The organism is Paraburkholderia sp. USG1, assembly GCF_031570135.1.
Lineage (GTDB): Bacteria > Pseudomonadota > Gammaproteobacteria > Burkholderiales > Burkholderiaceae > Paraburkholderia > Paraburkholderia dioscoreae.
Window position 1 is genome coordinate 101,708 of record NZ_JAMWXW010000024.1, and the last position, 26,426, is coordinate 128,133.

Below are 26,426 nucleotides of genomic sequence, written 5' to 3' on the forward strand. Positions count from 1 at the left end.
CACTCTCCCCGTAATTTCAGTCTGGTCGCCACGCGGACGGCTTTGCTATCCAGCCGACGTAGTGCATTTTTTCGATGTCTTCGTCTTTGAGCGCAATCGTGCCATGCGCCTCATTTACCGAAATCAGGTGGGTCCTGCCAGCACGCCGATAAAGAAACTCCTTCACCATCACGCGGCCGTCTTTCGCCTTAATCAATACCTCGTCGCCCGGCTCAATCGCATGGTTCGGCTCGACAACCACAAATTCTCTATCTTTGATGCGTGGGCGCATCGAGTCACCAATACACCGCAGCGCATAAGCGTCTCTGTCCTTGGTTGGTACGTCGACGAAGCCTTCACCGTGGCCGACCGGGTATTCGATTTCAGACCAGAACCCGTTGTCTCCTAATTGCGCCATACCCAATACCGGAACGCCCTTCCATTGCAGATTTGTGATCGGATCCCACGGATCATTGTGTCGAACGGCGGTGGCACGAGACCCTTTCCCGAGCATCAACCATACAGAGTTGACCCCGAATGCCTCCTGCAGCGCCACCGCGTGGTCGACGCCGATTTGTTTGCTGTTACCCGAGAGCCAGCCTGCAACCGTCTCTTCTGTGGTTCCGGCCGCCGCGGCGACTTTGGAGATATTGCCTTCCGCGTCGTCGAGGACAGACTTGATCCTATCAGCTAGGCCGGCGGCGCCCATTGAGGGAAAAGAGGCGCTTTCGCCCGTTTGTTTCGATGATCCCGTCAGCCATTCGACAGTTACGTCCAAGGCCGCCGCAATCTTTGGGAGAAGGGTTGAGCTTTTGTTGCGGCCGCTTTCCAAATGCCCGATCGTGCCCTGGCTTACGCCGGACTTAAGGGCTAGGTCTTCCTGCGACCAGCCTTTGCGGGTACGGGCCTCGATGAGGCGCTTTCCAATATTACTCATGTATTGGATTGTGCCTGATGCGTCAACTACGTTGGTATTGACGTCCAAATACATATGTATTACCCTGAGATCGTTATCACTTGGAGAGGCGGCTATGGACGCGCGACAGCTCGTCGTTTCGATTCGAAAACAGGGGCTCACGCAGGAGCAGATCGCGGAGCGCACTGGTTTGTCGCAGGGCGCGGTTAGCCATATCGAAACCGGCCGGCGCAAGAACGTGTTCGCGACGACCAAAGAACGCCTCGAAAAGCTCCACACAGAACTTGCCGTCGGCGCGGCGCCGGCAGAGGCTGCCTGAAATGAAGAAACTGTATGCGCGAATTGTGCTCGCGATCATCGGCCCTGCCGTTCGCTTGGCACTTGCAAAGGAGAAACGGCAGGGTGCCGCGCTGTGGAAGCTGCGTAACGGCGCCGACCCACACACGATTCGAACTGAGATTTCCATCAACCGTCCGACGTATTCAGGCCGGACGGTTGAAAGCGTATCGACTAGCGAGCCGCTTGCACCACGTCGATGTTGAGAATGACGTCGACGACGCCGTTCGCGCCGATTTGAAATTCCCGGCTGTGAACCAGAAACGCGCCTTCCAAACCCTCGAACGAGACGACGTCCCCAAAGTTGGGCGTAAATCCAGCGCGAAGTTTCAGGTCTGTCGGCACGTTTTTGGGTCGCTTGGCAACTGCGGCGCCGATGAAATTGAGAGTCAGTTTTGCTTCTTCCATGAGGGTCCCCGTAGAGATCGGTTGTGTGAGAACTCCGGATTCTACCGGCGAAAGCTGGGACCCTCGCCCCATTAGGCAACACGTTGGAGATAGAGAGCATGGCGCTCACCGCGACGGAACAGAAAGAGATTCGCGCACTGATCCTTGAAATGGTTGCGCGCGGTTGCACGGAGGCGCAGATCGATGCTGCTGTGCGGATTGCGGTGGCGTCGTACTGGAAGCTGAGGCAGCTTGCCAAGCAACCAGCAGAAGCAAAGAAGTAACTGCCGCGCGTCCATCGGGCGCGGCGGCAGCAAAAGATTCCCGTAGCGTTTTCATTTTCTTCTCCCTGTGTCGCGTGCGTCGTCTTAGTAGTCCTTATCGCACGTTGACACTGTAGCCACTAACGAGTGACAGATCATGCGAGACAGTTCGCACAAGACCCGAATCGGAATCATCCGCGACCACGTCGCCGCCTGGCGCAAGGCGCATGGCTGGAGCCGCGAAACGGCGGCGGCAGAGATCGTCGCCGCGCACGAGCGGATCGGCGGCCACCTGTCGGGCGTGATCGTGTTCGACAAGCACGGCGACGTCTACACCACGCAGAAGAACCACGCTGACCGTATCTGGCGTTGGCTCGACGACGAGTCGAAAGACAACAACCTGATGCCGGCGAACTTCGAGAATTCGATTCTCGCCGCGCTGCCGCTCGACCGACGCGTCGAACTGCTGAACGAGGTTCTCGCGCAAATCGACTGCGCGGCCCGCGCGCGTCATCACGATGCCGACACGCAGATCAACGCTCACGAGCTCGTGCAAACGATCATGCGCGCCAACCATCGCACAGAGTCAGATGCGGCCGATCTGCTCGACGGTGTCGATCCCGGCGAACTGCCGCGCCTTCACAGCAGCCTGGTCGAAGACATTCGCGTCAAGCAGCGCAGCCTGCGCGTCGTCGAGTCCGCTCTGTCCACGACCGGCGAAACCGTCCACCCCGAACAACTCCGAAAGGTGTCCTGATGCGCGCGATCGCAAATATCGGTGTGTCGATGTCGAGTCGCGAAATTGCGGAACTCGTCGAATCGCGTCACGACAACGTGAAGCGAACGATGGAAACACTGCGCGATCGCGGCCTCATCAGCTTTACTCAATCTGAGGAAACCTCTCACGATGGCCCTGGCGCCCGGCGAGTCGTTGTGTACCTGGTCGGCAAGCGCGATAGCTATGTCATCGTCGCGCAGCTCTCGCCGGAGTTCACCGCTCGTCTCGTCGATCGCTGGCAGGAACTCGAAGCGCGAGCAGCAACTCCCGCGTTCGCGATTCCGCAATCGCTGCCCGACGCGCTCCGCCTCGCCGCCGATCTGGCTGACGAGCGGGACCAGCTGAAGATCGAAGTGCAGGCCGCCGCACCGAAGGTCAAGGCGCTGGATCGCCTGACGTTTGCCGATGGCGCCATGTGCATCACCGACGCCGCCAAGACGCTGCAATTGCAGCCGAAAGCCCTGTTCGACTGGCTCAGCGCGAATCAGTGGATCTATCGCCGCCCGGCATGCGCCACGTGGACGGCCTATCAGGACAAGATCCAGCGCGGCGTGCTGGAACACAAGATCACCACCGTGAACCGCGCCGACGGGTCGGAAAAAGTCACCTCGCGCGTGCTCGTGACGGCCAAAGGCCTCGCCGAGCTGGCGCAGAAGCTGGAGTGCCACGCATGACCGAACAGCAATTCGCCGATTTCGCCGCGCAAGGGCGCGTCAAGCTTGGTCCGGAAGCCAAGGCCGTCATCGAGCAGATAGCCGTGGATGCTATCAAGCGCCACCCCAACTACCCGCGCACGTGCCTGTCCTGCGGCGCGCAAGAATCCCTCGACGGCTCCGTGCCGTGCGGTCACTGAGGCTCACGACATGAGCATCAAGATCCAGACGATGGTTTGGGATCGCTACCCCGGCGAGGATCACGAGCTTCTGCTCGCGCTGAAGCTGGCGGACTTCTGCGACGACAACGGCGAGCACATCTTCCCGAGCATCGAGACGATGGCCGAGAAGGTGCGCCGCTCGCCCCGCGCTGTCCAGTACCAGATCCAAGGCATGGTGAAGAGCGGCTGGCTGATCAAGGTCGCAAACGCCGGTGGCGGACGTGGTCGCGCGTGTGAATACCGCATCAACCCTGACTGGATAAACGGTGCAGAAATTGCACCCATTTCGTCTGGTTCAAAGGGTGCAACGATTGCACCCATAAAAAGGGTGCAACGGACAGCGCAAAAGGGTGCAACGGACGACACAAAGGGTGCAACGGGTTTCGCGAAAGGGTGCAATGGGTTGCACCCGATTCACCATGAACCACCAAAGGAACCATCAGGGAACCACCAACCTGCGCGGCGTGCGCCGCGAGTTGCGTTGCATGCAGAGCTTTTGAACATCGAACTGCCCGCTGCAATCCCGTTCGCCGTGTGGGACATGTGGTGCGAACACCGCGAAGCAAAAGCGAAGGATGCGCCGTGGACCCGACCGGCTGCCCGCGTGTCGATCAAGAAGCTGGAGATGCTGGCGGCAGCAGGGCAGAGCCCCGAGGTCAGCGTCGAAGAGGCTGTGCTGCGCGGATGGACTGGGCTGTTCCCGGTGAAGGCCCAGTCGTTGGCCGCCGGCGGCGCAGCCTCTGGCGCGATCGCTGCCGACTGGCACAAATCGAACGCGGGTGTCGCTGAGCGCGGCAAGCAACTCGGCATCACCCAGAAGGACGGCGAAGTCTTCATGCGCTTCAAGGCGCGCGTCGTGAAGGCGGCGGGTCCGGGCGAATGGATGGAAGAGATGCTGCGCGACGCGGCGCGCTTCGGCGATGAGCAATACGACGCGCTGTACGGCTACTTCAACGACATACCGCGCGACAAGAACGGCAACACGGAGGCCGCATGACCAAGCGAGCACCTTGGCCGATGGTGGTTCCGGCGGGTACGACGACCGTGGGCACTGCGCGCGTGCGCGACGACTCGCGCCCAGTGATGACGACAGCCCAGCGCCGCATCTACGAACTCACCGGCAACCCGCCGCAGTCGAGTGCATTGGACGATCCGCACGACCCGTTCGCAGTGCCAGCACTTTCGATAGCTCCGACGAAGAAGCCGGCGAAATACCGCAACACGAAGTGCGAGCACGAGGGCATCAAGTTCGATAGCCAGCGCGAGCGGTCGCACTGGTTTCACCTGGTGCAGCAGCAGGCGGCCGGCCTAATCAGCGATCTGCGGTTGCAAGTCGCGTTCGTGCTGACAGAGCGCAAGCAGCGCGACGACGGCACATGGGAGCGCAAGTCGACCTACGTGGCCGACTTCACATACGTCCGCGACGGAAAGCTGGTGGTCGAAGATGTCAAGTCCGAAGCCACGCGGAAGAACCGAACCTACATCCAGAAGCGCAAACAGATGCTCGACAAGCATGGGATCACGGTGAAGGAGATCCAGTAAATGGCATACACGACCATGAGCAAGCAGCAGCGCGAGATATGCGAATTCCTTGCGCTCAATCCCAAGTCGACCAACGCCGAGATCTGCACCGCCACCGGCTTTACGTATGACGGCGTCAAAAAGAAACTGCGTGTTTTGAAAGACGGCGGCTATGTGAAGGGTAGCGAATCGAAGTACCGCGCGCACTATGAATTGACCGGCAAGCCGTTTCCGCGCAGTGCGGACTATCGGCCTAACCCGCGCTATCTGGCTCGCAAGGAAAGGCTTGAGGCGCAGGTGACGATCAAAGACACCCTGTTTGCCACGATGCATGCAATGGTCACGAGTGGGAGGGCCACAGCGTGAAGCTCTACCTTGCAGGCCCGATGACGGGCTATCCAGAATTGAACTTCCCGCTGTTCCGCGCCGAAGCGGCACGTCTGCGTGCGCTCGGATTCCAAATCGTCAACCCGGCAGAACTCAACGAAGGCAACGACGGCGACTGGCTCGCCTGCATGCGCGTCGACATTGCCGCAATCATGACTGAAAAGTGCGACGGCATCGCGCTGCTTCCCGGCTGGGAGCAATCCCGCGGTGCGCCGATCGAGCACAACCTTATGCGTGATCTCGGTCTGCGCGTCATGCTCGCGCGCCATATCGTCGGTCTCGCCGGCGACATGCCGGTTATCTCGCAGGCCGCCATTGTCGAATTGCTCGACGCGGAGGCTGCATGAAGCGCTCGGCACCAATGAAGCGCACTGGCTTTAAGCGGCCGGAGCCCGGCGCATTCAAAAAGCAACTCGACCGCAACGCGCAGACGCTGGTGCGCAAAAGCTCCATGAAGTCGAAGCGCAAGCGCGTTTCGGTCGCTGATGGTGCGAAGTATCTCGCGGTGTGCCGCGGCGAGCCATGCTATTTGCGTGTGCCGATGGTGTGCCCTCTGAACCCGAACGACGAAACCGTTGTGCCATGTCATGAGAACAGCCTAGGCGCTGGTAAGGGAATGGGGATAAAGGGAAGCCATTTACGCACCGTCCCTGGCTGTTTCTGGTGCCATGCGTGGCTTGATCAGGGTAAGGCGCTGCGTGTCGAGAAAGGCACGATCTTTGGCATGGCGATGTCGGAATGGGCGCCAGTGCGCGCACGCAAGATGGGTCTGGAAATGCGGGAGGCGGCTTGAGGTTGTGGATTGAAATACCGGATGGGATTGGATGGTTGAGTCACGGCCGCCGTGTTGGTCGCACGCAGTTTTCAACCTACGGCAAGACCAAGCGCATCGAGACGATGGTCTACAGGCTTGAGCGCGTGATGTACGAGCATCGCGGCCCGCGATTCGTTTATGCCGACGCATGGATACCGGAGCACCACCGCGGTGGTTTCATTCCCGGTGATCTCGATTGGGTCGGTGACGGAATTTACCGGGCGAAAGCGTATGTCGAATTTAACCGCACCACACTGGCGCCGTTTGTTGCCAGTGGTGATCTGGAGTGGGACGTAAGGGAGGCAACATGAGCGCATTTGCATACATCGACATCGAGGATATTCCCGCCAACCTCCGCGAAACGAGCGTCGAGCGGCAAGACGAGATCATCGTGGAAACAACCCTGATTGCCTTCGACGGCTGCCCGCTCGTTGGAGAGATTTGGAAGCACCAAAGAGTGCATGACGGATCCGAGGCGATCGACGTCATCTACCCATTTCCGCGCAACGCCCAGATCCGAAACGACCTCGTCGCTTGGTTCATGAATTGGGGCATTCACTTCAGGGTGGTCATGTGACGGCGCGGCCACGCGGCCTTTATCGCGATCCAGCCGAGGCGCTGGTCGAAATCGAAAGCGTGACATGCAAAGGCTGTCCGCACGAACGAACCTACGAATTTCTCGGTGCAATGCAAACGATCTGCGCAATTGGAATGAAGCACGGCGAACGCTGCGAACAATACGGAAAGAGGCAACCCAACATGACGACAAACGCCATTGCGGCAGACGAGATCGACGCGGTGCTGACGGAGTGGTACGAGTGGAGTCAGGGATTTAGGCCGGTCGCCGGCTACAGCGGCGCGGACTCGACGTGCCGCGACTTCAAGGTCAGCAATCAGTGGATGGACTATGACGACCTGTCCGAAGTCGTCGACTATCAATTGAAGGCTGCCACTGGCGAAGCGGTCGAGCCGATCATCCTCGCGCTGAATATCCAACATCGCGTTGCCGTGATGACGGCGGTGCGCAACTTTGTCGCTGGCTCGCTGGTGTTCAAGAACCCGCGCAGCCCGGCGACGCAGGACGCTGACTATGCGTCAGCCAAGGCGGCGATGCGACCGGCGCTCTTTGCCAAGGGCTTGATAAACCGCTTGTAAACTTTTCGGCGCTGTCCTAGAATCTCGCCTGAGGGCAGAGTCGCGCCCGAAGGAATCACAGAAGCCCGCTAGGTGAAAGCCTCGCGGGCTTTTATGCTTTCTGTCGTCGTTGTCTCCGCGTGTGGCTTTGCGCCAGACCCTTAACCGGGCTGGCGCTTTTTCTTTTCAATGAGTTCATCGCATGGCGCAGACGAAGATCAAGCTCGGCGTGACGTTCGCATGGTGGCTCAAGCCTTACTTGCTCGTGCTCACAGTCTGTTGCGTCATGGCTGGCACGCTGCCCGACGAAGCCAAGCTTCTGGCGAAGATCAAGCGTGCGATGCGCGTCACTGTGCAATGAGTCGCAAGCTATCGACGCTCAAGCCGCGCATCCAGGCGGTGAACACGAACCGCGTTGCCACACTCGAAGCAAAGGCAGGCACGACGCCACGCATACGCGGTGGCAAGTGGGTGAAGACTCGGCAGCGCATAGCGGTCGAGCAGCAGTTCAAGTGCCAAGGTTGCGGCTGCGTGTGGTTGCCGTGGCGCGATCAGGTTGACCACGACGTGCCGCTTGAGCAGGGCGGCAGCAACGAAGATGAGAACCTCAACCTTTTGTGCGTCGAGTGCCACAACGCGAAGACAGCACAGGAGGCGGCGACACGTGCGCGAGGCTGAACGCGGCCGTCCTGCGTGCTGCTGATGGCCTCTGCGGCGACGTTGGGGGTGGGGGTATCGAATCTCTGGCGTTTCACATGCCGGGAAACCGACCGTTCTCTCACGCGCAGAATTTTTCCCCTTTTGGAGCTTTTGTTAATGGCTTTTAACAGCAAGAAACGGCTCTTTGCCGATGCTGTTTTAGCCGGGAAGTCCAATAAGGACGCGGCTATCGCGGCTGGCTATAGCGCCGCGACCGCGTCGGCGGCCGGATCGCGACTTGTTAAAGACAAGGACGTCGTCGCGTACCTTGCCGACCGGCGGAAGAAGGGCGCCGGCGGATCGAAAAAGCAGCAGACGCCGGAGGACGCAGCAGTCACGAGCGCGGCGGTCGCGGCTGGGTTCGATCTGAACACCATCCTGACGTTTTCCGACCCAAAGGCGTTTCTGCTGGCCGCGATGAACGACCAGAACACCGAACCGAAGCTACGGATCGACGCCGCGAAAACGCTTATGCCGTTCGTGCATGCGAAGGTCGGCGAGGCCGGAAAGAAAGACGCAAAGGCCGATGCGGCAAAGAAGGCTGGCGCCGGCAAGTTCGCGGCGACGGCTCCCCCGAAGTTGGTCGTGAACAACCGGAAGTAATCCATGGAATGGAAGACGAGCTGCCTCGACTGGGCCGACCGGCTCAAGCGCGGCGAGTCGATCATTCCGCCGCCGATCTTTCCTGACCAGGCTGAACAGGCGCTTGCGATCTTCAAGCAACTGAAGATCGTCGATGCGCCGGGCAGCCCGACCTTCGGCGAGTCGTGCGCTCAGTGGGTGTTCGATCTGGTGGCGTCGATTTTCGGCGCGTACGACCCGGAAAGCGGCCGGCGGCTGATCACCGAGTGGTTCATCTGCCTGCCGAAGAAGAACTCGAAATCGACGATCGCGGCCGGGATCATGATGACTGCTGTCATCCTCAACTGGCGGCAGTCTGCTGAGTTCGCGATTCTGGCGCCGACGATCGAGGTCGCGCAGAACAGCTTCAGTCCCAGCCGGGACATGGTGAAGCACGATGATGAGCTCGATGAGCTGCTGCAGGTACAGACGCACATCAAGACGATCACGCACCGGAACAGCGGTGCGACGCTGAAGGTCGTCGCGGCCGATTCGAATACGGTCGGCGGCAAGAAGAGTGTCGGCACGCTGGTAGATGAACTCTGGCTGTTCGGCAAGCAGGCGAATGCCGAGAACATGCTGCGCGAGGCGATCGGTGGCTTGGCGTCGCGGCCTGAAGGGTTTGTGATCTACCTGACCACGCAGTCTGACGATCCGCCGGCGGGCGTATTTCGCCAGAAGCTGCAATATGCGCGCGACGTTCGCGACGGCAAGATCGAAGACAAGCGCTTCGTGCCGGTGATCTTCGAGCACCCGCCCGAAATGGTCGCGTCGAAGGAGCATCTCAGGGTCGAAAACCTCGGGATGGTTAATCCAAACCTCGGCTATTCGGTCGATCAGGAGTTCCTCGAGCGCGAGTTCAAGAAGGCGCAGCAGGGCGGCGAGGAGTCGTTCCGCGGCTTCCTCGCGAAGCACGGCAACGTCGAAATCGGAATGAACTTGCGCGCGGACCGCTGGGCCGGCGCGGAATTCTGGGAAGCGGCGGCCGTCGTGCCGGGTTTGACGCTTGATGACCTCATCGAGCGGTCAGAAGTGATTGATGTGGGCATTGACGGCGGCGGCCTGGATGACTTGCTCGGGCTTGCGGTCATCGGTCGCGAGAAAGTAACGCGGCGCTGGTTGCTTTGGACGCACGCATGGGCTCATCCATCCGTGTTCGAGCGTCGCAAGGAAGTTGCGCCGATGCTGCGCGACTTCGAAAAAGAGGGTGATCTTACTGTTGTCGAGCAAATCGGCGACGACGTGCGCGATGTCGCGGACATTGTGTCACTGATCCACACGGCGGGGCTGCTCGACAAGGTTGGTGCGGACCCAGCCGGCATTGGTGGCGTGCTCGACGCACTTGTCGAAGCCAATGTGCCGGAAGACAAGGTGATCGGCATCTCGCAGGGCTGGAAGATGACCGGCGCCATCAAGACGGGTGAGCGAAAGCTGGCCGAAGGCGTGCTGGTGCACGGCGGCCAGCGCTTAATGGCGTGGTGCGTAGGCAATGCCCGCGTCGTGCCGGTCGGCAATGCCGTGAACATCACGAAGCAGGCGAGCGGCACGGCAAAAATTGACCCGCTTATGGCGGCGTTCGACGCCATCACGTTGATGAGCCTGAACCCGCAGGGCGGCCTGATTATTGGCGACGACTACGAACTCATGACGGTATGAACGCACACATTTTCAACATCTGCCTCCTGATCGGCTGGCTTCTGGCGCTTGCTGGCGGGTTGCTACTCAACCTCGGCGCCGGGCTGATCTTCGCAGGGCTGTTGTTGCTCGCGATCGTGCTCGTCGTCACGCGAATGGTCGGCATTTATGTGCCGAATCGCGAAAATAAGGACTCTGACTGATGTTCATTTCGCGCATCAAGGCGGATGGCGGCGACCGATCCCCGTATGGGAATTTCTGGTTTGAGCCCGTCACGACGCGCACCGCGTCCGGTATGCGCGTTTCGCCTGATCGCGCGTTGCAATTGCCGGTCGTGTTCGCTTGCGTGCGCGTGCTCGCGGAGTCATTCAGCGTGCTGCCGATGCGTCTTTACGACGTCGGCGGCTACAAAAAAACGCCGGTCCGCAAGCATTGGCTGCTCGATCTGCTTTGCCGTCGACCCAACCAGTATCAGACGCCGTTCGAGTGGCGCGAGATGATGCAGGGGCACCTCGCCATGCGAGGCAATGCCTTCAACCAGATTGTCACCGACCGGCGCGGCAATATCACTGACCTGATTCCACTGCATCCGGACCGCATCAAGATCGAGCTGCTCGATGGCGGTGGCGATTTCGATTACCGGTACCGCTACACCGACCGGTTCGGCTCGGTTCGCGTGTTCACGCGCGGCGAGCTGTGGCACATCCGCGGACTCTCCAGCGATGGCATCGTGGGCTTGAACCCGATCGAGATCGCGCGCGACGCGGTGGGCCTCGGATTGTCGGCGCAGGATTACGGCGCGCGCTTCTTTCAGAATGACGCGAAGCCGGGCGGTGGATGGATCGAATTTCCGGGCAATTTCAAGGATAAGTCGGCTCGCGACACGTTTCGCGAGTCATTTCAGGCGGCGCAAACCGGCCTGAATCGCGGAAAAATTGCCGTGCTCGAGTACGGCATGAAATTCCATGAGCTCGGGCTGACGAACAAGGACAGCCAGTTCCTCGAGGCGCGCCAGTACCAGGTTGGCGACATTGCCCGCATGTTCCGCATCCCGCCGCACCTGGTGGGCGACCTGAGCAAGGCGACGTTCTCCAACATCGAGCAGCAGTCGCTCGATTTCGTCATCTACACGATGACGCCGTGGGCGGAGCGCTGGGAGTCGTCGATCGAGTCGAATCTGCTGCTCGAGCAGGATCGAAACATCGAAGTCGAGTTCGATTTCGCGGGCCTGCTGCGCGGCGACCAGCAGGCGCGATCGATGTACTACCACAACGGCGTCCTCGACGGCTGGCTGACGCGTAATCAGGCCCGCGAAAGCGAGAACATGGAGCCCATCGAGGGACTCGATGAGCCGCTTATGCCGCTGAACATGGTTCCGGTCAGCGATGCGAAGGCGCTGCAGGCGCAGCAGCAAAACAAGCCGCCGGCGCAGGGCGCGCAGGAGCCGAAAGACCCATCCAATGCGGGCGATCAATGAGAAACGAACGATTCATCACGTGGTGTCTCGCTACACCGTGGGCGCTGATGCCCGAGCGCATGGCTGCCTATGCGGCGGTGCTGGCGCGGCGCGAGAGCGGCATTCGGGCTGACATCGAGGACGAGTCGGCGCAAGGCGTGTCTGCGGGGCCGCGTAGTCGCGGCAATGCACGGTCTGGCGCTATTGCCGTAATTCCAGTGCACGGCGCGATCGTCCAGCGTTCCAGCCAGATCAATATCTGCGACGGCGGGACCAGCACGCAGCAGATCAGCGCGGCTCTAGCCGATGCTTCGGCTGATGACACCGTTTCGCAGATCCTGCTCGACATCGACAGTCCCGGCGGCTCCGTCTACGGCGTGCAGGAACTCGCCGCTGAGATTCAGCAGGTGAAAAAGCCAGTCATCGCCGTGGCGAACAGCCTTGCCGCGAGTGCGGCTTACTGGATCGGCTGTGCTGCGAGCGAGTTCTATGTGACACCCGGCGGCGAAGTCGGGTCAATCGGTGTGTGGCAGGCGCACCAGGACTGGTCGAAAGCAATGGAGGAAGAGGGTGTGTCCATCACGCTGATTTCCGCCGGCAAATTCAAGGTCGAAGGCAATCCTTACCAGCCGCTGGACGCGGAAGCGCAATCATTCATGCAATCGCGCGTCGACGACTACTACGCAGCCTTCACGAAGGGTGTCGCGAAGGGCCGTAAGGTCAGTATCGATCAGGTTCGAAATGGTATGGGCCAAGGTCGCGTACTTGGCGCCGATCAGGCGATGTCTGAGCGGATGGTCGACGGCATCGCGACCTTTGACGATGTCGTGGCGCGGATGCAGAAGAACATCCGCGCCACGACGAAGCCGGCCGCTAGCCGCCTCGCTGCCGCGCAGCGCGAAATTGCAATTATGGGCTGAGCGCTAAGCCCGAGCACCGCGCCAACAAGCGCGTTGTGTGCAGTCCTCCGACTGAGCGCAATCCGTAAATTCAGCCGCCGCGAGGCGGTTTTTTCGTTTCAGGAGCCCTTAAATGTCCAAGCAACTCCGCGAGCTGCAAGCCCGCAAAGCAAAGCACGTCACCGCAATGCGTGCGATCACCGACAAGGCCGCGTCCGAAGGTCGCGATCTGACGGATGACGAGGTTGCCTCGTTTGATGCTGAGCGCACCGGTCTCGAGCGCACCGCCGCCGCAATTTCGCGCGAAGAAGCGCTGATCGAAGCGGAGCGTTCGGCAGGAGTCGTGATCCCGGAAGGCGCGCACATCACTGTGTCGGAAAACATTGAAAACGACACGCGCCGCGGCTTCCAGTCGTTCGGCGAGTTTGCGATGGCCGTGCGCGCCGGTAGCCAGCGTAACGGCAGTATCGACCAGCGCCTCGTGATCGGCGCCGCTGCGCCCGGCGCTGGCACGTATGCCAATGAGGCGGCCGGCACCGATGGCGGCTTCCTGATTCCGCCGGCGTTCTCCAGCGACATCTTCACGCTTTCGCTCGAGGACGACGCGCTCCTGCCGATGACCGACAACATCGAGGTTGGCGGCAACGGCATGACGTTCCCGAAGGACGAAACCACGCCGTGGGGCACGGATGGCGTGCGGGCGTACTGGCAGGCTGAAGCATCGCAGGCCAATGCGACGAAGCCGAAGCTCGGCGTCTCGACGCTGCGCCTGCACAAGTTGATGGCGCTGACGCCGGTGACGGACGAGTTGCTGTCGGATGCGAATGCACTGGAATCGTATTTGCCGGGCCTGATGGCGCGCTCGATCCGCTGGAAGACGAACGAGGCGATTCTGTTCGGTACCGGCGCCGGTCAGCCCGAGGGCGCGTTCAACGGCTCGGCCGCCGTGGTGCAGGCCAAGGACGCCGGCCAGGCGACCAAGACGGTGACGCTCGGCAACGTGTCGAACATGATTGCCCGCCTTACGCCGGGAAGCTTCCCGAAGTCGGTCTGGATGATCACGCCGGACGCGCTTCCGTCGCTGTTCGGCCTGACGCTCGGCAATTACCCGATTTATCTGCCGATCTCGCAGGGTGCCCAAGGTTCGCCGTATGGCACGCTGATGGGGCGCCCGATCATGGTCAGCCAGCACGCTGCGGCATTCAGCGCACAGGGCGACATCAGCCTGCTCGACCTGTCGTACTACCGCACGATCACGAAGGCCGGTGGCGTCCAGACGGCAACGTCAATGCACTTGTACTTCGATGCCGACGCAACCGCATTCCGCGCAATCTTCCGCGTGGATGGTCAGCCGAAGATCGTCAACCCGATCGCGCAAGCGAAGGGCGCGAACACCCTCTCGCCGTTCATTCAACTCGGCGCGCGCTGATCCGCCTGGCCGGCGGCATAACTGTCACCGGCAACTTCTCTCGAGTCTTCTGAGGAAAAACCATGATTCCGAACATCAAAGCCTCCGAACAGGTGGCAGTCCTGGGCGCCGTCTCGCCTTCGGCGCAAGGCGCAGGCGCGAACACGACCGCGTGGGTATCGGTCGCCAATTTCAACAAGTTGCTCGGTCTGATCCAGACCGGTGTGCTGGGCGCTTCGGCCACGGTCGACGCAAAGTTTCAGCAAGCGAAAGACGCGGCCGGCACCGGCGCGAAGGATGTGCCGAGCGCTGCCGTCGCACAGATCGTCAAGGCGACCGGCGACAACGTGCAGGCTGAGATCAATCTCGATCCGCAGCAACTGGATGTCGAGGGCGGTTTCGCGTTCGTGCAACTGTCGGTCACGGTCGGCACTGCGGCGAGCCTGACTGCTGCGTTGTTGCTCGGCTTCACGCCGCGCTTTGCACCGGCATCGGCGGCTAATGCCGCTTCGGTCGTGCAGGTCGTCGGCTAAGCGTAGTCAACCAGGAGAGGCCGCCTTCGGGCGGCTGCCTTTATGCCACTGCAACTGATCTCTGCGCCGACCGTTGAGCCGCTCAGTCTCGCCGAGGCGAAGCTGCATCTGCGCGTCGACATCAATGATGACGATGCGCTGATCGGTGCGCTTATCGCGGCCGCGCGCGACTACGCTCAAGGCGAGACGCATAAGCAGATGGTGTCGGCGCGCTGGAAGCAGGTGCTCGACAGTTTCCCCGGCCCGTCGTTGATCGGAATCCCGTACGGGCGGCCGTACACGCTGCCGGGGCATGCGATCTATCTGCAGCGCGCGCCGGTGATTCGCGTGCTGTCGATCCAGTATCTGGACATGACTGGCGTCGTGCAGACGATGCCGGATACCGACTACACGGTCGATTATTCGTCGGAGCCGGTGCGCATCACGCCGGTGTTCGGTCAGATCTGGCCGATCCCGTTGCCGCAGATCGGCGCGGTATGGGTCAATTTCGACGCCGGCTATGCTGCGCCCATCACAGCCGATGCTGGTGCTGGCACGATCAGCGCACCGGGCTGGAGTCGTCTCGCCGTCGGCGATGCTGTACGGCTATCAAATGGGGGAGGCGCTCTGCCGGCGCCGCTGAGTTCAGCGGCGGATTATTTCGTGCAGAACGTCGTGTCGGATGGCGTCTACAAACTTTCGGCAACGGCCGGCGGCGCTCCCATTGCCCTGACGGACGCGGGCACCGGTCAGAGTTTCGTCGGCGCTGTGCCGGAAGGGATGAAGGCGTGGCTGAAGATCAGGCTCTCGACGCTGTATGAAAATCGCGAAGAGGTGGCGATCATGAACCGTGGCACGATTCAGGCGCTGCCGTACGTTGATCGCCTTCTCGACGCCTATAAGACGTACGAGTTCTAAATGGCCGGCCAAAACAGCTATCTCGTCCGCGGCGGCACGCTACGTCACCGGCTGACTTTTCAGGCCAAATCGAAGGCGGAGGACGAACTCGGTCAGCCGCTCAACGCTTGGGTTGATGTCTTTAAGTGCTGGGGCGAGGTGGCGCCTGTTTCGGGGCGTGAGCTGCTCGCGGCGCAGGCGGTTCAGGCCGAGGTAACACACACGATCAGCGTGCGCTACCGCCCGGAATTGCAGAACCCGAAAGATGTCGCCGCAATGCGTGTGCTGTTCGGCATGCGTGTGTTCGACATCAATGCCTCGATGAATCAGGACGAGCGCAATCGGCTCGTGATGCTCCAGGCGAAGGAAGGCATCAACAATGGCTAATTCCGCCGAGGCAATCGTCTTTGCCGCAGTTAAGGCACTCGTGCCCAATGGCGACGGAACTTTCAGGGTCTATCCCGACGTTGGGCCTACTGGCGTTGCGCGCCCGTACATCACGTACCAGGCCGTGGGCGGCCAGTCCCCGAACTACCTGAGCAACAACGTCGATCTTCAGAACGCTCGCGTTCAGGTCAACGTGTGGGCAGATACGCGCTCAGCCGCGACCACGCTTATGCAGAGCGTAATTGCCGCACTTACCGGACCGACGATCAAGGCAGTGACGATCGGTGCGCCGGTCAGCAGCTACGAGCCCGACACCAAATTGTATGGCTCGCGCGAAGACTTCTCGATCTGGTTCTATCCGTAACGCCTAACACAGCTTTTATCTCCACCACCGACCCGCCCTGAGCGGGTTTTTTCATTTGTGAGGTCTTAAATGACAAGCACCGCGATTTCCGCTCAGGGATCGACCCTCGCTGTCTCCGGCTCGGCCGGCACGGCAAAGAACATCACCGCGATTGCGCTCGGCTATCCGACCATCTTGACTTCGGCGGCTCACGGTTTCGCCAATGGCGACATCGAGACGCTTGCAGGGCTGACGGGCGCCGATGCGGGGTTGCTGAACGGCCAAACGGTCGTCATCAAAAACATCACGGCGAATACCTTCGCGGTGGACATCGACACCACCGGCAAGACCATCACCGCGGCGGGCACGGCAACGCCTGTCACCTGGACACCGATCGGCAACCTGAACAACTTCAAGGGTTTCGACGGCCAGGCGAACGAAATCGACAAGACGAACCTGTCGAGCACGGCCAAGGAATTCATGCTCGGCCTGCAGGACTTCGGCCACTTCACCTTCGATGTCGACAAGGACTTCACCGACCCCGGCCAGCTCGCGTGCGACGCGGCGAAGCGCGCGGGCACGCTGAAGCAATTCAAGCTCACGCTGCCCAACACGAAGACCGCCACCTTCAGCGGCTACGTGAAGAACAGTCCGCTCGACGGCGGGGTCGATCAGATCCTGAAGACGACCGGCGTCTCGATCCGCATCACCGGCGACGTGGTCTACGCGTAATCCGCGACCGCGTCATTCTCGCCACACACAATCAGGAATTCACGTGCCCATTCTCTCGAAAGAAACCAAGGCCGCCATCCTCGGCGCCGCTCACCTCAAAACCGAATCCGTCGACGTGCCTGAGTGGGGCGACGGCGTGACGCTGATCGTGTCGGAAATGTCGGGCCTCGCGCGCGATGCGTACTACGCAAAGCAGGAAGCGGGAAAGGTGGCGATCAGCCAATCTCAGGCTGATTTGTTGCTCGCCACGGTTGTCGATGAAACCGGCGCTTTGGTGCTCGACGAATCCGACGTCGCCGCACTTCAGGCGCAAGGCAGCGCGGTTCTCGACCGTATCTCCGAGGTTGCTGTTCGCATCAATGGCATGAAAACTGGCGCCGTGGAGGATGCTGCAAAAAACTCCGAAGCCGCCCAGAGCGGCGATTCTGGCTCCGCCTCAGCATCGACTTCGGCATCCCAGTAAGGGAGCTGCAACAACGAATCACGAGCGCGGAGTTCGTTGAGTACATGGCTTCCTACCAGATTGATCAGCGCGGCGGCCACTACGACGACCTTCGCGCCGGCACGATCGCATCGATGCTGGCGAACATCAATCGTGACTCGAAGGTGAAGCGCGAGCCGTTCGGCACACTCGACTTCATCCCTTGGAACGAAGTGCACCAGGTTGAGGCCGATGAGGTGAAGCCGGTGCTTCTTGACGACCCCGATGCTCAGTCCGAATTGTTGTTGTCGATGATGTTCCCGAACAAGGCGGCTTGATGGCTCTCAAGCTCTCGATCGATAACCCGGAAGCGCTGACCGCCGCTATCGATGCTCTGGAGACGGTGGCGAGCGAGTCGGTGCTTCGTCAGGCCACCGTTGCAGGCGCTCGGGTCATCTTCGACGAAGTGAAGCACCGGGCGCCGGTGGGCGATGGCACTTACGAGCGCAAGGGGACGCAGATTACCCCTGGCTTCTTGCGCGACAACATCCTGATCGCCTATGACAAGGAGCGATCTGCTGAGGGTTTGCGTGCGACGTACCTCATCACGTGGAGCAAGGATGCTTTTTATGGCCGATTCCTCGAATACGGCCACTGGTCGAGGCCGCCGAAGCCGGATGGCGTGTCGTGGGCTGCTCATCGGGCAGCCCATCAAAAGGTGTGGGTGCCGGCGAAGCCATTCCTGCGCCCGGCGTACGACGCGATGAGGCAGGCGGCGGCCGATGCGTTCGCCGCCGTAATTGATCAAAAAGTGAGGGAGTTGACGAGTGGCTAACGAAACAGTGGTGCGGTTGACGGGGGATGCTTCTGGGTATATCTCCGAGATGGACCGCGCGCGCAAGAGCGCCGCTGACTTCGTCACAAGCCAGGACGCCATCCGGCAGCGCCTTACCAATTCTGTATCTGCGATCGACGCCTCGCGCAAGGCGCTGCAGGACCAAGGCCAAGCTGCGGTGGATGCGTTCAATAAGTCCGCAAAGACCGCAGAGAGTTGGCTCACTTCGCTGCAGAAGCAGGCCGATCAGGCTGGCAAGACGCGCTCGCAACTGATGGAACTGCGCGCCGCGGAGCTTGGCGTGTCCGATGCAGCGCAGCCCTATATCGACAAGATCAAGGCCGCCGAGCAGGCGATGAACAGCGGAGCGCACGGAGCGGAAGGATTTAATCTCGCCACCGCCGGCGCGCGTCGCGAGCTGCTGGTGTTGGCTCACGAAATGTCGCAAGGAAACTGGAAGAATTTTGGTGGGTCGCTGCTGGTGCTCGGCGAGCGAACTGATGCGATGTCGATGCTCTTCAACAAGACAGCGCTGACGATCGGCGCGTTCGTCGGGGTGATTGCCGTGGCCGCCACGACCATCTATCACGCCCGCGACGTCCTGGCTGAGTATGGCGAGCAGGTGGAAAACCTGCACAAGAAAACCGGCGAATCGACCGATAGCATTCAACAGTGGGCGTTTGCTGCGAAGTCGGTGGGCGTCGATATGAAGGACGCCACCAAAACACTCACTGATTTGGGCGACGCCCAAAATAAGGCCGTCAGCGGCAACAAGGACGCGGCGAAGGCGTTTTCTGCTGTCGGCATTTCACTGGCAGACCTCAAAAAGAGCAGCCCGGAACAATTGCTCCCGCAGATTGCAGACGCATTCAGCAAGTCGGCGGATAGTGCATCGAAGGCTGCGGTCGCCAACGAGCTTTTCGGCTCGTCCGGCAACGACTTGATTCCGCTGCTAGATCGCGGCCGCGCCGGCCTCGATGATTTGCGCGCGGCCGCGCAGGGGGCGGGCGCGGTGATCGGCGGCGAAACCGTCGCGCAGATGGCGGCGCTCAAAGAGCAGATGGATTTGTCGAAGGCGAAGATGGATGCGCTGACGTTGAGCGCCAAAGCTCAACTGCTGCCGACCATCATCAATCTGACCGACGCCATGACCGGCAACGTCGCGATGAAGCCACTTCTGAACGACTTCTATAACGGCGTCGCGGTCATTATGAAGTCGGCCGCTACCGCGGTTGCAACGCTGGTGGTTGGGTTTGAGCAGACTTCTGAAGTGGTGGCGACTCTGGCCAGCGTGACGGCACTCGCGCTCAGCGGCGAGTTCAGGCTTGCTGTGAACGCCGCACAGGTCGGATATGACAACCTGAAGAAGCAGGGCGAGGGCTACTCGCAGTTCCTGAATAAGCTTTGGTCCAACACCGCCCCGCCAGCAGCGTCCGGCGGCTCCGCATCCGGCCCAACCCTTTCTTTCTCCAAGGGCGACGGCGGGCAGAAGCATCAGAAGGCCTACACCGACGACGGCGCGACGCGATTTATGCAGCAGCTTCGCGATCAGGCCGCCGAGATGGAATCGCAGCTCTCGACGACCGGCAAGATGACGGAAGCCGAGAAGGAGCTCACCAAGTTCAACCAGCAGATCAGCGATTGGAAGGGCAAGACGCTGACGGCGGATCAAAAGAGCCTGGTGGCGAATCAGGATGCCATCCGCGCGCAGTTGCAAAAAAACGTCGAGCTATCGAAAGAGGTGCAACACACCGAAGACATCAACAAGCTCAAGGAACGCTCGGCACAGATCGACGCGTCGATCGCAAGCTATCAGGAAAAGCAGCGAGACCAGTATGGTCGCGAGCTCGACGCCTTCGGTATGGGCTCAGATGCACTGAAGAACGTGCAGGCGGTCAAGGGCATCTATGCGGAATATCAGCGGCAGCAGGATCAGCTCAACAAAGCGACGCCGAAGGGATTGATCGGCGGTGACGACTACAAGAAGGCGCAAGCCGACATTCAAGCTGGTCTTGACCAGTCTCTGCAGGATTACGACGCCTATTACGCCGCGCTGAAGGCGAAGCAGGCCGACTGGACGAATGGAGCGACCGCTGCAATTGCCAATTACAACGATGCGGCCCACAACATGGCGGCGCAGACGGAGTCAGCCGTTACCAATGCGGCAAAGGGTATGGAGGACGCTCTTGTCAGCTTCGCGATGACCGGCAAGCTAAGTTTCAAGAGCCTTGCTGACAGCATCATTTCCGACATCATCCGCATGCAGGCCCGCGCGGCGGTTTCGGGTCTGTTCAGCGCGGCAATCAGCGCCGCCGGAAGCTATTTCGGTGGCAGCTTCGGTAACGGCTTCGGGACTGCGGCTGCGAACGTCCAGGGCGGCAATACGCTCGACAATCTTGTGAGCAACACCGGCGGCTGGGGAACCATCCCGGCGCGCGCGACGGGCGGCCCTGTCGATGCCGGTACGACGTACCTTGTCGGCGAGAAGGGTCCGGAATTGTTCAATCCGGGAACCTCGGGAACCATCATCCCGAATCACGCGATTACCTCATCGAGCGGCGGCGGTGATCTCACCGTGTCGGTCCCCGTCACCGTGCAGGGCAGCAATAGCGCTGCCGACCAGCAGAATGCTGGCGACTTGAGCACGAAGATCAGGCAGGCCGTTCAGGCGGTGCTACAGAGCGAGCGCAAGCAGGGCGGTGTGCTCTGGAAAATGCAGAACCGGGTGAGCTGATGGCCGATACCTTCACGTGGGCGCCGGCAGTTTCGAACCTGTCCGGTAGCGCGGCGCTGCGCGTGCGCAAAGCGCAGTTCGGCGACGGATATGCGCAGAAGATCGCAGACGGCATCAATAACCGGGCGTCCTCGTACAACCTGACGTTTATCGGCGACGCGCCGACCATCACGGCAATTCTCGCGTTCCTAGATGCGCACGCCGGCGCGACTGCATTCAACTGGACGCCGCTGCTGCGCCCGCAGGCGCTATTCACCTGTGAGAAGTACTCCGAGCCGACGAAAGACGGCAACACGTACACGATCACCGCAACGTTCGATCAAACCTTCGCTACCTGACCATGACAGCACTCCAGACAGTAAATCTCGGCACGGCGCCGGCCGGTTCCGATGGCGATCCCGTACGTACCGGCTTCACGAAGGCCAATTCGAACGTCGCGGTGCTGAATGCACAGGCGGCGCTCACAAGCGCAGCGGCTACCATCACGACGGCGCAGGCATTAACTGCCGCATTGCATGTCGGCAAGCGCGTCAATATCAATCTCGCATCGCCCGGCACGATCAACATGCCAGCGGCCTCGACGTGCGCCGCCGATCAGGTGACGTTGCTCCGCAATACCGGCGCAACGCTTGTGACGCTGGCCATCACGACCGGCTCGGGCGACACCGTTGCGCTGTCGAAGCTGAACCCCGGCGAAACCGCGCTGATGGACACGGACGGTGTGCATGCGTGGACTGTTTTAATGCGCGGGCGCACGAATAGCGATAACGAGACGGTCAACGGCAATTGCGCAGTAGGCGGCAATGAAACCGTGGCGGGCGCGCTTGGGGTGACCGGTCTCACTACGCTAACGGGTGGCGCGTCATTCGGTGCTAGTGGTCAAGCGACAATCTCCGCCGCTGGCGCGTACTCCGGCGTAAGTGCCGCGTATTCCGGCAATGTGACGGTGGGCGGCACACTGGGCGTTACCGGCCAAGCCACATTTACGCTGCGGCCCACGTTCGCGAGTAACACGCCGTGGGATAGCGGGAATCTCCCTAGCCCGGCGTCCAGCGTTGGAATGGTGAGCGGCGCGACTGTCGCGGCTGGGCGTGTGGGCGAAATCAAGAGCGCCTCGCAGCCCTCTGGAGGCTTGTCTGCCGGCGCTGCCGCCGCTGTAATTGGCGTCCTGCTGACACCGGGAAACTGGCTGGTATGGGCCACTGCGGCCATCAACGTATCCTCTGGAAGCGCCTCCGACTTTACCCTTGGTGTGAGCACAACATCAGGATTCGCGGGCATCGGCACTTATGTAAGCTCCGCAGCTGGTGCTATATCCGCCACCCTCGCAACGCCGCCCGTTCCCTATAACGTATCTAGCAGCACAACGGTGAACGCAGTAGGACGTTGCGGCGCCGCCGCTGGCGTCAACTGCACGATCTATGCTATGCGGATGGTCTAAATGACCATCACCGCCGACATCCAGCAGCTCGCACCCGGCGCGCTGATCGAGCTATTCGAGGTAGATTGCACGGCAATCGGCGGCGACATGCTGCGCTTTCACGGCCACCTGCAATCGACCTCGATCTACTGGCAGGGCAACGAATACAAGCCGTGGCCGATTCAGGCGAGCGGATTCGAGCACACGTCTGACGCGCAACAGCCATCGCCCACGCTATCCGTTGGCAACCTGAGCGGCACGATCTCCGCGCTGTGCGTTTATCTCGCGGACATGGTTGGCGCAAAGGTGCGCCGCCATCGCACGCTGACGAAGTATCTCGATGCGGTCAACTTTCCGGGCGGCAATCCGACGGCCGACCCGACGCAGGAGATGGCACCCGAACTCTGGTACATCGAGCAGAAGACCGGCGAGACGAACGTACAAGTCGACTTCATGCTCTCGTCGGCGCTGGACTTCGGCGGCCAACAACTGCCAGCGCGTCAGATCGCGCCCGGTTGCCAGTGGATGTACCGCGACGCGAATTGCGGCTATACAGGCACCGCTTATTTCGACACGAACGACAACCCGGTGAGCGACCCGGCGCTTGATCGGTGCAGCAAGAAGACGAGCGGTTGCACTTGCCGGTTCGGCGTCAACAATCCGTTGCCGTTCGGCGGCTTCCTGAGCGACACGCTTTCCTGACCTTTCCTAACCCGCATCCACTGACCCGCTTCGGCGGGTTTTTTTATGGACGAACGAATCAGAGCAGCGATCGCCGATCACGCGCTCGCGGAACACCCGCGTGAAGCGTGCGGTTTGGTGGTGGTGCAGGACGGGCACGAAACCTATGTGCGTTGCCGCAATGTCGCATCGACGCCATCGGAACACTTCGTGATGTCGGCGGAAGACTACGCGCGCGCTGAAGACCTCGGCGAGATCGTTGCAGTTGTGCATTCGCACCCTGGCGCGCCGGCCCGGCCAAGTGCGGCAGATGTCGCCATGTGCGAGCAAAGCGGTGTCGCGCGCTGGGCGATTGTCTCGCTGGGCGTGCAGGCGGATGGCTCGATCGGCATTGACGATTGGTGTGAGTTCGGGCCGACCGGCTTTATCGCGCCGCTCCTCGGGCGCCAGTTCGTCCATGGCGTGCACGACTGCTACGACCTCGTTCGCAGCTACTACCAGCTCGAGCGCGGTGTGACGCTGCCTGACTTTGATCGGCCGGATGGCTGGTGGGCTGATGGCGTCTCAAATCTCTTTCTCGATAACGTCCAGAGGGCCGGGTTTGAAGACATGGGGCAAACCGCCGATCTCAAAGTCGGTGACGTGCTGCTGATGCAGATCCGAAGCAAGAACGGCGTGCCGAATCACTCGGGCATCTATCTGGGCGACAACGTATTGCTGCACCACATGTATGGGCAGCTTTCCGGGCGCACCGTCTGGGGCGGTATGTGGGCGCACGGCCTACGCAACGTGCTGCGCTATAAGGGATAAACAGATGAGCAACACACTCAGAACCGTACGCCTCTATGGCGTCGCGGGGACTCGGTTCGGTCGCATCCATCGTCTCGCCGTGTCATCGACGCGCGAAGCGATGCGCGCGCTGTGCGTGACCGTTCCCGGCTTCGAGAAATTCATGATGAACGCCAGGGACAACGGGCTGACGTTCGCCGTATTCCACGGCCGCCGCAACATCACAGAAGACGAGATCGTGCATCCAGTCGGTGAGGACGAAATCCGCATTGCGCCAATCCTGATTGGCAGCAAGAACGGCGGGTTGTTCCAGACCATTCTCGGTGCGGCACTAGTTGTCGTCGGCGTCTTCACCAGTGAGTTCGGCGGCTCGACGCTGATCGGCCTCGGCGCTTCAATGATGCTCGGCGGCGTCATGCAGATGCTCAGCCCGCAGACAAGCGGCCTCGCCGGCGCCGGGCCGAACAACGGCACGTCGTACTACTTCAACGGACCGATCAATAGTGCGGCGCAGGGCGAGCCAGTTCCTCTGGTGTACGGCCGGATGACGGTCGGATCGAAGGTCATCAGCAGCGGTATTTACGCGCAGGATCAGAACTGACATGCGAATCCAAGGGGCGAAGGGCGGCGGCTCCAGCAGCACGCCAACGGAGTCGCCAGATAGCCTGCATTCCATCGCGTATGCGAAGGTGCTCGACGTTATTTCTGAGGGGCCGATTGGCGGTCTGGCAAATGGTCTGCAATCCGTCTTCCTCGACGGCACGCCAATTCAGAACGGCGACGGCTCGACCAACTTCCAGAACTACAGCGTCGACTATCGGCTCGGCACGCAGGATCAAACGTACCTCTCCGGTTTCCCGGCAGTCGAGAATGAAACGGCGGTGAGCACGCCGCTGACGGATTCCGCGCCGTGGGTTCATCAGGCGCAGAACACGCAGCTCACGGCTGTGCGCATCCGCTTCGGTGTGCCGGCGCTGCAAAAGTCGGACTCATCGACTGGCAACGTGACCGGCTATCGCGTCGAGTATGCGATTGACCTTGCGACCGATGCCGGCTCATATTCGCAAGTCGTGTCGGGTGCGTTCGACGGCAAGACGACTTCGCTGTATGAGCGCAGCGTGCGCATCGAGTTGCCCGCCGCGACTACCGGCTGGCTCGTGCGCGTGCGCCGCATCACGCCGAATGCTCATAGCTCGCTGATCGCCGACACGGTGAACATTGAGGCAATCACCGAGGTCATTGACCGGAAGTTGCGCTATCCGATGAGTGCGCTGGTCGGCCTGTCGTTCGACGCGCAGTCGTTCAGTTCCGTGCCGACGCGCTCGTATGACATCAACGGCCTGATTATCAGCGTGCCGTCGAACTATGATCCAGTGGCACGCGTGTATTCCGGTGCGTGGGACGGCACGTTCAAGACTGCATGGTCGAATAACCCGGCCTGGGTGTTCTATGACCTGGTGCTGAACAAGCGCTATGGTCTCGGCAACCGTGTCGACGCGTCTATGGTCGACAAGTGGGGGCTGTACCAGATCGCGCAGTATTGCGACGTGATGGTGTCGGACGGGAAGGGCGGTCAGGAGCCGCGCTTTACGTGCAACTGCGTGATCCAGTCGCAGGCCGACGCCTACAAGGTGCTGCAAGACCTCGCGACCACGTTCCGCGGCATCGCCTACTGGGGCCCGGGTTCGGTCGTCGCTGCTTCCGACATGCCGGCCGATCCGGTCTACGTGTACACCGCGGCGAACGTCGTCAACGGCCAGTTCAAGTATGTCGGCTCGGCGCTGAAAACGCGCTACACGACGGCGCTGGTGAGCTGGAATGACCCGGCGAACCAGTACAAGCAGACCGTCGAGTATGTGCCGGATCAGGACGGCATCACGCGCTACGGCGTCACGAAAGCGCAGATCACTGCGTTCGGCACGACCTCGCAGGGACAGGCGCACCGGCTGGGCCTGTGGACGTTGCTTACGAGCCGGTACGAGACGAACACGGTTTCGTTCGCGGTCGGCCTTGACGGCACACTCTGCGCGCCGGGCCAGATCATCGCGGTCGCGGATCCGGCGAAGGCTGGCAGGCGCATGGGCGGCCGCATGCGCGCGGTCAGTGGCCGCAATATCACCCTCGACAAGGCGCCAGCGGTTGCGGCCGGCGATACGCTTACGGTGATTTTGCCGACGGGCATCGCCGAGAAGCAAACGGTATCCGGCGTCGATGGCGACACGGTCACGGTGGCAGCGGGCTTCTCCACGCCTCCAGTTCCCGGCGCCGTGTGGATGCTGGAGAGCGCCGACCTCGCCTCGCAACTCTTTCGCGTGGTGAGCGTGCAGGAGAGCGACGACGACGGCCAGATCACCTACACGGTCAACGCGACGCAGTACGAGCCGGGCAAGTACGCCGCGATCGACAACGGCGCGGCCATTCAGGTGCGGCCGGTTACGGTGGTGCCGCCGTCGGTGCAGCCGCCGCCGACCGGCGTCACGGTCTCGACTTATTCGGTTATCGACCAGGGTATTTCGAAAACCATCATGGTCATCGCGTGGAATGCCGCGGACAAGGCCGTTTCGTACC

General features: G+C 61.1%; 38 protein-coding genes. 36 read left to right on the top strand and 2 right to left on the bottom strand.

All coding sequences use genetic code 11. From position 1 onward, the window contains the following. Positions 1-16: 16 nt before the first annotated feature. Positions 17-970: a helix-turn-helix domain-containing protein gene (locus NE850_RS27670; protein ID WP_310699648.1), complete on the bottom strand. Its 954-nt coding sequence runs from the start codon at positions 968-970 to the stop codon at positions 17-19. A 40-nt stretch (positions 971-1,010) separates the two neighbouring features. On the opposite strand from NE850_RS27670, the gene NE850_RS27675 reads away from it, so the two are divergent. Then, entirely contained in the window at positions 1,011-1,214 is a 204-nt protein-coding gene (locus NE850_RS27675) for a helix-turn-helix transcriptional regulator (protein WP_310699649.1), read from the top strand. Between the two features lie 191 nt (positions 1,215-1,405). Here NE850_RS27675 and NE850_RS27680 read toward each other — a convergent pair whose 3' ends face one another. Then, on the bottom strand, positions 1,406-1,639 hold the full coding sequence (locus NE850_RS27680; RefSeq protein ID WP_310699650.1) for a hypothetical protein: 234 nt from the start codon (positions 1,637-1,639) through the stop codon (positions 1,406-1,408). 98 nt (positions 1,640-1,737) lie between these two features. On the opposite strand from NE850_RS27680, the gene NE850_RS27685 reads away from it, so the two are divergent. The 35 genes from NE850_RS27685 to NE850_RS27855 all read left to right on the top strand — a co-directional run. Beyond that, on the top strand, positions 1,738-1,902 hold the full coding sequence (locus NE850_RS27685; RefSeq protein WP_310699651.1) for a hypothetical protein: 165 nt from the start codon (positions 1,738-1,740) through the stop codon (positions 1,900-1,902). A 136-nt stretch (positions 1,903-2,038) separates the two neighbouring features. Further along, positions 2,039-2,638 carry a hypothetical protein gene (locus NE850_RS27690; protein WP_310699652.1) on the top strand — a complete coding sequence of 200 codons (600 nt, stop codon included), beginning with the start codon at positions 2,039-2,041 and terminating at the stop codon, positions 2,636-2,638. Further along, entirely contained in the window at positions 2,638-3,333 is a 696-nt protein-coding gene (locus tag NE850_RS27695; RefSeq protein ID WP_310699653.1) for a phage antirepressor KilAC domain-containing protein, read from the top strand. Before NE850_RS27690 ends, NE850_RS27695 begins: the two co-directional genes overlap by 1 nt. Then, positions 3,330-3,512, top strand: a complete 183-nt coding sequence (locus NE850_RS27700; protein ID WP_310699654.1) for a hypothetical protein — start codon at positions 3,330-3,332, stop codon at positions 3,510-3,512. Before NE850_RS27695 ends, NE850_RS27700 begins: the two co-directional genes overlap by 4 nt. Before the next feature lie 10 nt (positions 3,513-3,522). Beyond that, positions 3,523-4,530 (top strand): helix-turn-helix domain-containing protein, encoded by a 1,008-nt coding sequence (locus NE850_RS27705; RefSeq protein ID WP_310699655.1) that lies wholly within the window; start codon positions 3,523-3,525, stop codon positions 4,528-4,530. Beyond that, positions 4,527-5,075, top strand: a complete 549-nt coding sequence (locus NE850_RS27710) for a DUF1064 domain-containing protein (protein ID WP_310699656.1) — start codon at positions 4,527-4,529, stop codon at positions 5,073-5,075. The genes NE850_RS27705 and NE850_RS27710 overlap by 4 nt, the downstream gene beginning before the upstream one ends. Further along, positions 5,076-5,420 (top strand): hypothetical protein, encoded by a 345-nt coding sequence (locus tag NE850_RS27715; RefSeq protein ID WP_310699657.1) that lies wholly within the window; start codon positions 5,076-5,078, stop codon positions 5,418-5,420. It abuts the gene before it with no gap. Next, positions 5,417-5,788, top strand: a complete 372-nt coding sequence (locus tag NE850_RS27720; RefSeq protein WP_310699658.1) for a DUF4406 domain-containing protein — start codon at positions 5,417-5,419, stop codon at positions 5,786-5,788. Before NE850_RS27715 ends, NE850_RS27720 begins: the two co-directional genes overlap by 4 nt. Before the next feature lie 14 nt (positions 5,789-5,802). Then, positions 5,803-6,234, top strand: coding sequence for a nuclease domain-containing protein (locus tag NE850_RS27725; protein ID WP_310699684.1), 432 nt, complete (start codon positions 5,803-5,805; stop codon positions 6,232-6,234). Beyond that, entirely contained in the window at positions 6,231-6,566 is a 336-nt protein-coding gene (locus NE850_RS27730; protein ID WP_310699659.1) for a hypothetical protein, read from the top strand. The genes NE850_RS27725 and NE850_RS27730 overlap by 4 nt, the downstream gene beginning before the upstream one ends. Next, positions 6,563-6,832, top strand: coding sequence for a phage portal protein (locus NE850_RS27735; protein WP_310699660.1), 270 nt, complete (start codon positions 6,563-6,565; stop codon positions 6,830-6,832). The genes NE850_RS27730 and NE850_RS27735 overlap by 4 nt, the downstream gene beginning before the upstream one ends. Positions 6,833-6,966: 134 nt before the next feature. After that, entirely contained in the window at positions 6,967-7,410 is a 444-nt protein-coding gene (locus NE850_RS27740) for a hypothetical protein (RefSeq protein WP_310699661.1), read from the top strand. Positions 7,411-7,591: 181 nt separating this feature from the next. Continuing rightward, complete coding sequence (locus NE850_RS27745; protein WP_310699662.1) at positions 7,592-7,750, top strand: hypothetical protein; 159 nt, start codon at positions 7,592-7,594, stop codon at positions 7,748-7,750. After that, on the top strand, positions 7,747-8,067 hold the full coding sequence (locus tag NE850_RS27750; RefSeq protein ID WP_310699663.1) for an HNH endonuclease signature motif containing protein: 321 nt from the start codon (positions 7,747-7,749) through the stop codon (positions 8,065-8,067). The genes NE850_RS27745 and NE850_RS27750 overlap by 4 nt, the downstream gene beginning before the upstream one ends. A gap of 138 nt (positions 8,068-8,205) precedes the next feature. Beyond that, entirely contained in the window at positions 8,206-8,691 is a 486-nt protein-coding gene (locus NE850_RS27755) for a terminase small subunit (RefSeq protein ID WP_405044906.1), read from the top strand. Between the two features lie 3 nt (positions 8,692-8,694). Next, complete coding sequence (locus NE850_RS27760) at positions 8,695-10,365, top strand: terminase large subunit (RefSeq protein ID WP_310699664.1); 1,671 nt, start codon at positions 8,695-8,697, stop codon at positions 10,363-10,365. Continuing rightward, a complete protein-coding gene (locus NE850_RS27765; protein ID WP_310699665.1) occupies positions 10,362-10,547 on the top strand; it encodes a hypothetical protein in 186 nt (61 codons plus the stop codon). The genes NE850_RS27760 and NE850_RS27765 overlap by 4 nt, the downstream gene beginning before the upstream one ends. Further along, positions 10,547-11,821: a phage portal protein gene (locus NE850_RS27770; protein WP_310699666.1), complete on the top strand. Its 1,275-nt coding sequence runs from the start codon at positions 10,547-10,549 to the stop codon at positions 11,819-11,821. Before NE850_RS27765 ends, NE850_RS27770 begins: the two co-directional genes overlap by 1 nt. After that, complete coding sequence (gene sppA / locus NE850_RS27775) at positions 11,818-12,720, top strand: signal peptide peptidase SppA (protein ID WP_310699667.1); 903 nt, start codon at positions 11,818-11,820, stop codon at positions 12,718-12,720. The genes NE850_RS27770 and sppA overlap by 4 nt, the downstream gene beginning before the upstream one ends. Positions 12,721-12,832: 112 nt before the next feature. Then, positions 12,833-14,128 carry a phage major capsid protein gene (locus tag NE850_RS27780; protein ID WP_310699668.1) on the top strand — a complete coding sequence of 432 codons (1,296 nt, stop codon included), beginning with the start codon at positions 12,833-12,835 and terminating at the stop codon, positions 14,126-14,128. A gap of 62 nt (positions 14,129-14,190) precedes the next feature. Then, positions 14,191-14,640, top strand: a complete 450-nt coding sequence (locus NE850_RS27785; RefSeq protein WP_310699669.1) for a hypothetical protein — start codon at positions 14,191-14,193, stop codon at positions 14,638-14,640. Positions 14,641-14,682: 42 nt separating this feature from the next. Continuing rightward, on the top strand, positions 14,683-15,537 hold the full coding sequence (locus NE850_RS27790; protein ID WP_310699670.1) for a head-tail connector protein: 855 nt from the start codon (positions 14,683-14,685) through the stop codon (positions 15,535-15,537). Next, positions 15,538-15,903 carry a phage head closure protein gene (locus tag NE850_RS27795; protein WP_310699671.1) on the top strand — a complete coding sequence of 122 codons (366 nt, stop codon included), beginning with the start codon at positions 15,538-15,540 and terminating at the stop codon, positions 15,901-15,903. It abuts the gene before it with no gap. Next, positions 15,896-16,267, top strand: coding sequence for a DUF3168 domain-containing protein (locus NE850_RS27800; protein ID WP_310699672.1), 372 nt, complete (start codon positions 15,896-15,898; stop codon positions 16,265-16,267). Before NE850_RS27795 ends, NE850_RS27800 begins: the two co-directional genes overlap by 8 nt. Positions 16,268-16,336: 69 nt before the next feature. Beyond that, complete coding sequence (locus NE850_RS27805; RefSeq protein WP_310699673.1) at positions 16,337-16,978, top strand: phage tail tube protein; 642 nt, start codon at positions 16,337-16,339, stop codon at positions 16,976-16,978. A 43-nt stretch (positions 16,979-17,021) separates the two neighbouring features. After that, positions 17,022-17,441, top strand: a complete 420-nt coding sequence (locus tag NE850_RS27810; RefSeq protein ID WP_310699674.1) for a hypothetical protein — start codon at positions 17,022-17,024, stop codon at positions 17,439-17,441. Positions 17,442-17,485: 44 nt separating this feature from the next. Beyond that, entirely contained in the window at positions 17,486-17,737 is a 252-nt protein-coding gene (locus tag NE850_RS27815; protein ID WP_310699675.1) for a hypothetical protein, read from the top strand. Then, entirely contained in the window at positions 17,737-18,234 is a 498-nt protein-coding gene (locus tag NE850_RS27820) for an HK97-gp10 family putative phage morphogenesis protein (RefSeq protein ID WP_310699676.1), read from the top strand. Before NE850_RS27815 ends, NE850_RS27820 begins: the two co-directional genes overlap by 1 nt. After that, a complete protein-coding gene (locus NE850_RS27825; RefSeq protein WP_310699677.1) occupies positions 18,227-20,968 on the top strand; it encodes a phage tail tape measure protein in 2,742 nt (913 codons plus the stop codon). The genes NE850_RS27820 and NE850_RS27825 overlap by 8 nt, the downstream gene beginning before the upstream one ends. Next, the gene (locus NE850_RS27830) at positions 20,968-21,306 is read left to right on the top strand and encodes a phage tail protein (RefSeq protein ID WP_310699678.1); all 339 of its coding nucleotides are present in this window, start codon (positions 20,968-20,970) and stop codon (positions 21,304-21,306) included. Before NE850_RS27825 ends, NE850_RS27830 begins: the two co-directional genes overlap by 1 nt. Before the next feature lie 2 nt (positions 21,307-21,308). Further along, positions 21,309-22,409, top strand: a complete 1,101-nt coding sequence (locus NE850_RS27835) for a hypothetical protein (RefSeq protein ID WP_310699679.1) — start codon at positions 21,309-21,311, stop codon at positions 22,407-22,409. Then, positions 22,410-23,090, top strand: a complete 681-nt coding sequence (locus NE850_RS27840) for a phage minor tail protein L (RefSeq protein ID WP_310699680.1) — start codon at positions 22,410-22,412, stop codon at positions 23,088-23,090. 45 nt (positions 23,091-23,135) lie between these two features. Further along, positions 23,136-23,879: a Mov34/MPN/PAD-1 family protein gene (locus tag NE850_RS27845; protein WP_310699681.1), complete on the top strand. Its 744-nt coding sequence runs from the start codon at positions 23,136-23,138 to the stop codon at positions 23,877-23,879. Positions 23,880-23,883: 4 nt separating this feature from the next. After that, a complete protein-coding gene (locus NE850_RS27850) occupies positions 23,884-24,459 on the top strand; it encodes a tail assembly protein (RefSeq protein WP_310699682.1) in 576 nt (191 codons plus the stop codon). Position 24,460: 1 nt separating this feature from the next. Further along, positions 24,461-26,426 (top strand): phage tail protein (locus NE850_RS27855; protein ID WP_310699683.1); only part of this gene is annotated, 1,966 nt, incomplete at its 3' end.

What these genes read in the sequence shown, in the direction of transcription:
- NE850_RS27670 (WP_310699648.1), bottom strand. Translation starts at nt 970, where the DNA reads ATGTATTTGGACGTCAATACCAACGTAGTTGACGCATCAGGCACAATC.
- NE850_RS27675 (WP_310699649.1), top strand. Translation starts at nt 1,011, where the DNA reads ATGGACGCGCGACAGCTCGTCGTTTCGATTCGAAAACAGGGGCTCACG.
- NE850_RS27680 (WP_310699650.1), bottom strand. Translation starts at nt 1,639, where the DNA reads ATGGAAGAAGCAAAACTGACTCTCAATTTCATCGGCGCCGCAGTTGCC.
- NE850_RS27685 (WP_310699651.1), top strand. Translation starts at nt 1,738, where the DNA reads ATGGCGCTCACCGCGACGGAACAGAAAGAGATTCGCGCACTGATCCTT.
- NE850_RS27690 (WP_310699652.1), top strand. Translation starts at nt 2,039, where the DNA reads ATGCGAGACAGTTCGCACAAGACCCGAATCGGAATCATCCGCGACCAC.
- NE850_RS27695 (WP_310699653.1), top strand. Translation starts at nt 2,638, where the DNA reads ATGCGCGCGATCGCAAATATCGGTGTGTCGATGTCGAGTCGCGAAATT.
- NE850_RS27700 (WP_310699654.1), top strand. Translation starts at nt 3,330, where the DNA reads ATGACCGAACAGCAATTCGCCGATTTCGCCGCGCAAGGGCGCGTCAAG.
- NE850_RS27705 (WP_310699655.1), top strand. Translation starts at nt 3,523, where the DNA reads ATGAGCATCAAGATCCAGACGATGGTTTGGGATCGCTACCCCGGCGAG.
- NE850_RS27710 (WP_310699656.1), top strand. Translation starts at nt 4,527, where the DNA reads ATGACCAAGCGAGCACCTTGGCCGATGGTGGTTCCGGCGGGTACGACG.
- NE850_RS27715 (WP_310699657.1), top strand. Translation starts at nt 5,076, where the DNA reads ATGGCATACACGACCATGAGCAAGCAGCAGCGCGAGATATGCGAATTC.
- NE850_RS27725 (WP_310699684.1), top strand. Translation starts at nt 5,803, where the DNA reads ATGAAGCGCACTGGCTTTAAGCGGCCGGAGCCCGGCGCATTCAAAAAG.
- NE850_RS27735 (WP_310699660.1), top strand. Translation starts at nt 6,563, where the DNA reads ATGAGCGCATTTGCATACATCGACATCGAGGATATTCCCGCCAACCTC.
- NE850_RS27740 (WP_310699661.1), top strand. Translation starts at nt 6,967, where the DNA reads ATGAAGCACGGCGAACGCTGCGAACAATACGGAAAGAGGCAACCCAAC.
- NE850_RS27745 (WP_310699662.1), top strand. Translation starts at nt 7,592, where the DNA reads ATGGCGCAGACGAAGATCAAGCTCGGCGTGACGTTCGCATGGTGGCTC.
- NE850_RS27750 (WP_310699663.1), top strand. Translation starts at nt 7,747, where the DNA reads ATGAGTCGCAAGCTATCGACGCTCAAGCCGCGCATCCAGGCGGTGAAC.
- NE850_RS27755 (WP_405044906.1), top strand. Translation starts at nt 8,206, where the DNA reads ATGGCTTTTAACAGCAAGAAACGGCTCTTTGCCGATGCTGTTTTAGCC.
- NE850_RS27760 (WP_310699664.1), top strand. Translation starts at nt 8,695, where the DNA reads ATGGAATGGAAGACGAGCTGCCTCGACTGGGCCGACCGGCTCAAGCGC.
- NE850_RS27765 (WP_310699665.1), top strand. Translation starts at nt 10,362, where the DNA reads ATGAACGCACACATTTTCAACATCTGCCTCCTGATCGGCTGGCTTCTG.
- NE850_RS27770 (WP_310699666.1), top strand. Translation starts at nt 10,547, where the DNA reads ATGTTCATTTCGCGCATCAAGGCGGATGGCGGCGACCGATCCCCGTAT.
- sppA (WP_310699667.1), top strand. Translation starts at nt 11,818, where the DNA reads ATGAGAAACGAACGATTCATCACGTGGTGTCTCGCTACACCGTGGGCG.
- NE850_RS27780 (WP_310699668.1), top strand. Translation starts at nt 12,833, where the DNA reads ATGTCCAAGCAACTCCGCGAGCTGCAAGCCCGCAAAGCAAAGCACGTC.
- NE850_RS27785 (WP_310699669.1), top strand. Translation starts at nt 14,191, where the DNA reads ATGATTCCGAACATCAAAGCCTCCGAACAGGTGGCAGTCCTGGGCGCC.
- NE850_RS27790 (WP_310699670.1), top strand. Translation starts at nt 14,683, where the DNA reads ATGCCACTGCAACTGATCTCTGCGCCGACCGTTGAGCCGCTCAGTCTC.
- NE850_RS27795 (WP_310699671.1), top strand. Translation starts at nt 15,538, where the DNA reads ATGGCCGGCCAAAACAGCTATCTCGTCCGCGGCGGCACGCTACGTCAC.
- NE850_RS27800 (WP_310699672.1), top strand. Translation starts at nt 15,896, where the DNA reads ATGGCTAATTCCGCCGAGGCAATCGTCTTTGCCGCAGTTAAGGCACTC.
- NE850_RS27805 (WP_310699673.1), top strand. Translation starts at nt 16,337, where the DNA reads ATGACAAGCACCGCGATTTCCGCTCAGGGATCGACCCTCGCTGTCTCC.
- NE850_RS27815 (WP_310699675.1), top strand. Translation starts at nt 17,486, where the DNA reads ATGGCTTCCTACCAGATTGATCAGCGCGGCGGCCACTACGACGACCTT.
- NE850_RS27820 (WP_310699676.1), top strand. Translation starts at nt 17,737, where the DNA reads ATGGCTCTCAAGCTCTCGATCGATAACCCGGAAGCGCTGACCGCCGCT.
- NE850_RS27830 (WP_310699678.1), top strand. Translation starts at nt 20,968, where the DNA reads ATGGCCGATACCTTCACGTGGGCGCCGGCAGTTTCGAACCTGTCCGGT.
- NE850_RS27835 (WP_310699679.1), top strand. Translation starts at nt 21,309, where the DNA reads ATGACAGCACTCCAGACAGTAAATCTCGGCACGGCGCCGGCCGGTTCC.
- NE850_RS27840 (WP_310699680.1), top strand. Translation starts at nt 22,410, where the DNA reads ATGACCATCACCGCCGACATCCAGCAGCTCGCACCCGGCGCGCTGATC.
- NE850_RS27845 (WP_310699681.1), top strand. Translation starts at nt 23,136, where the DNA reads ATGGACGAACGAATCAGAGCAGCGATCGCCGATCACGCGCTCGCGGAA.
- NE850_RS27850 (WP_310699682.1), top strand. Translation starts at nt 23,884, where the DNA reads ATGAGCAACACACTCAGAACCGTACGCCTCTATGGCGTCGCGGGGACT.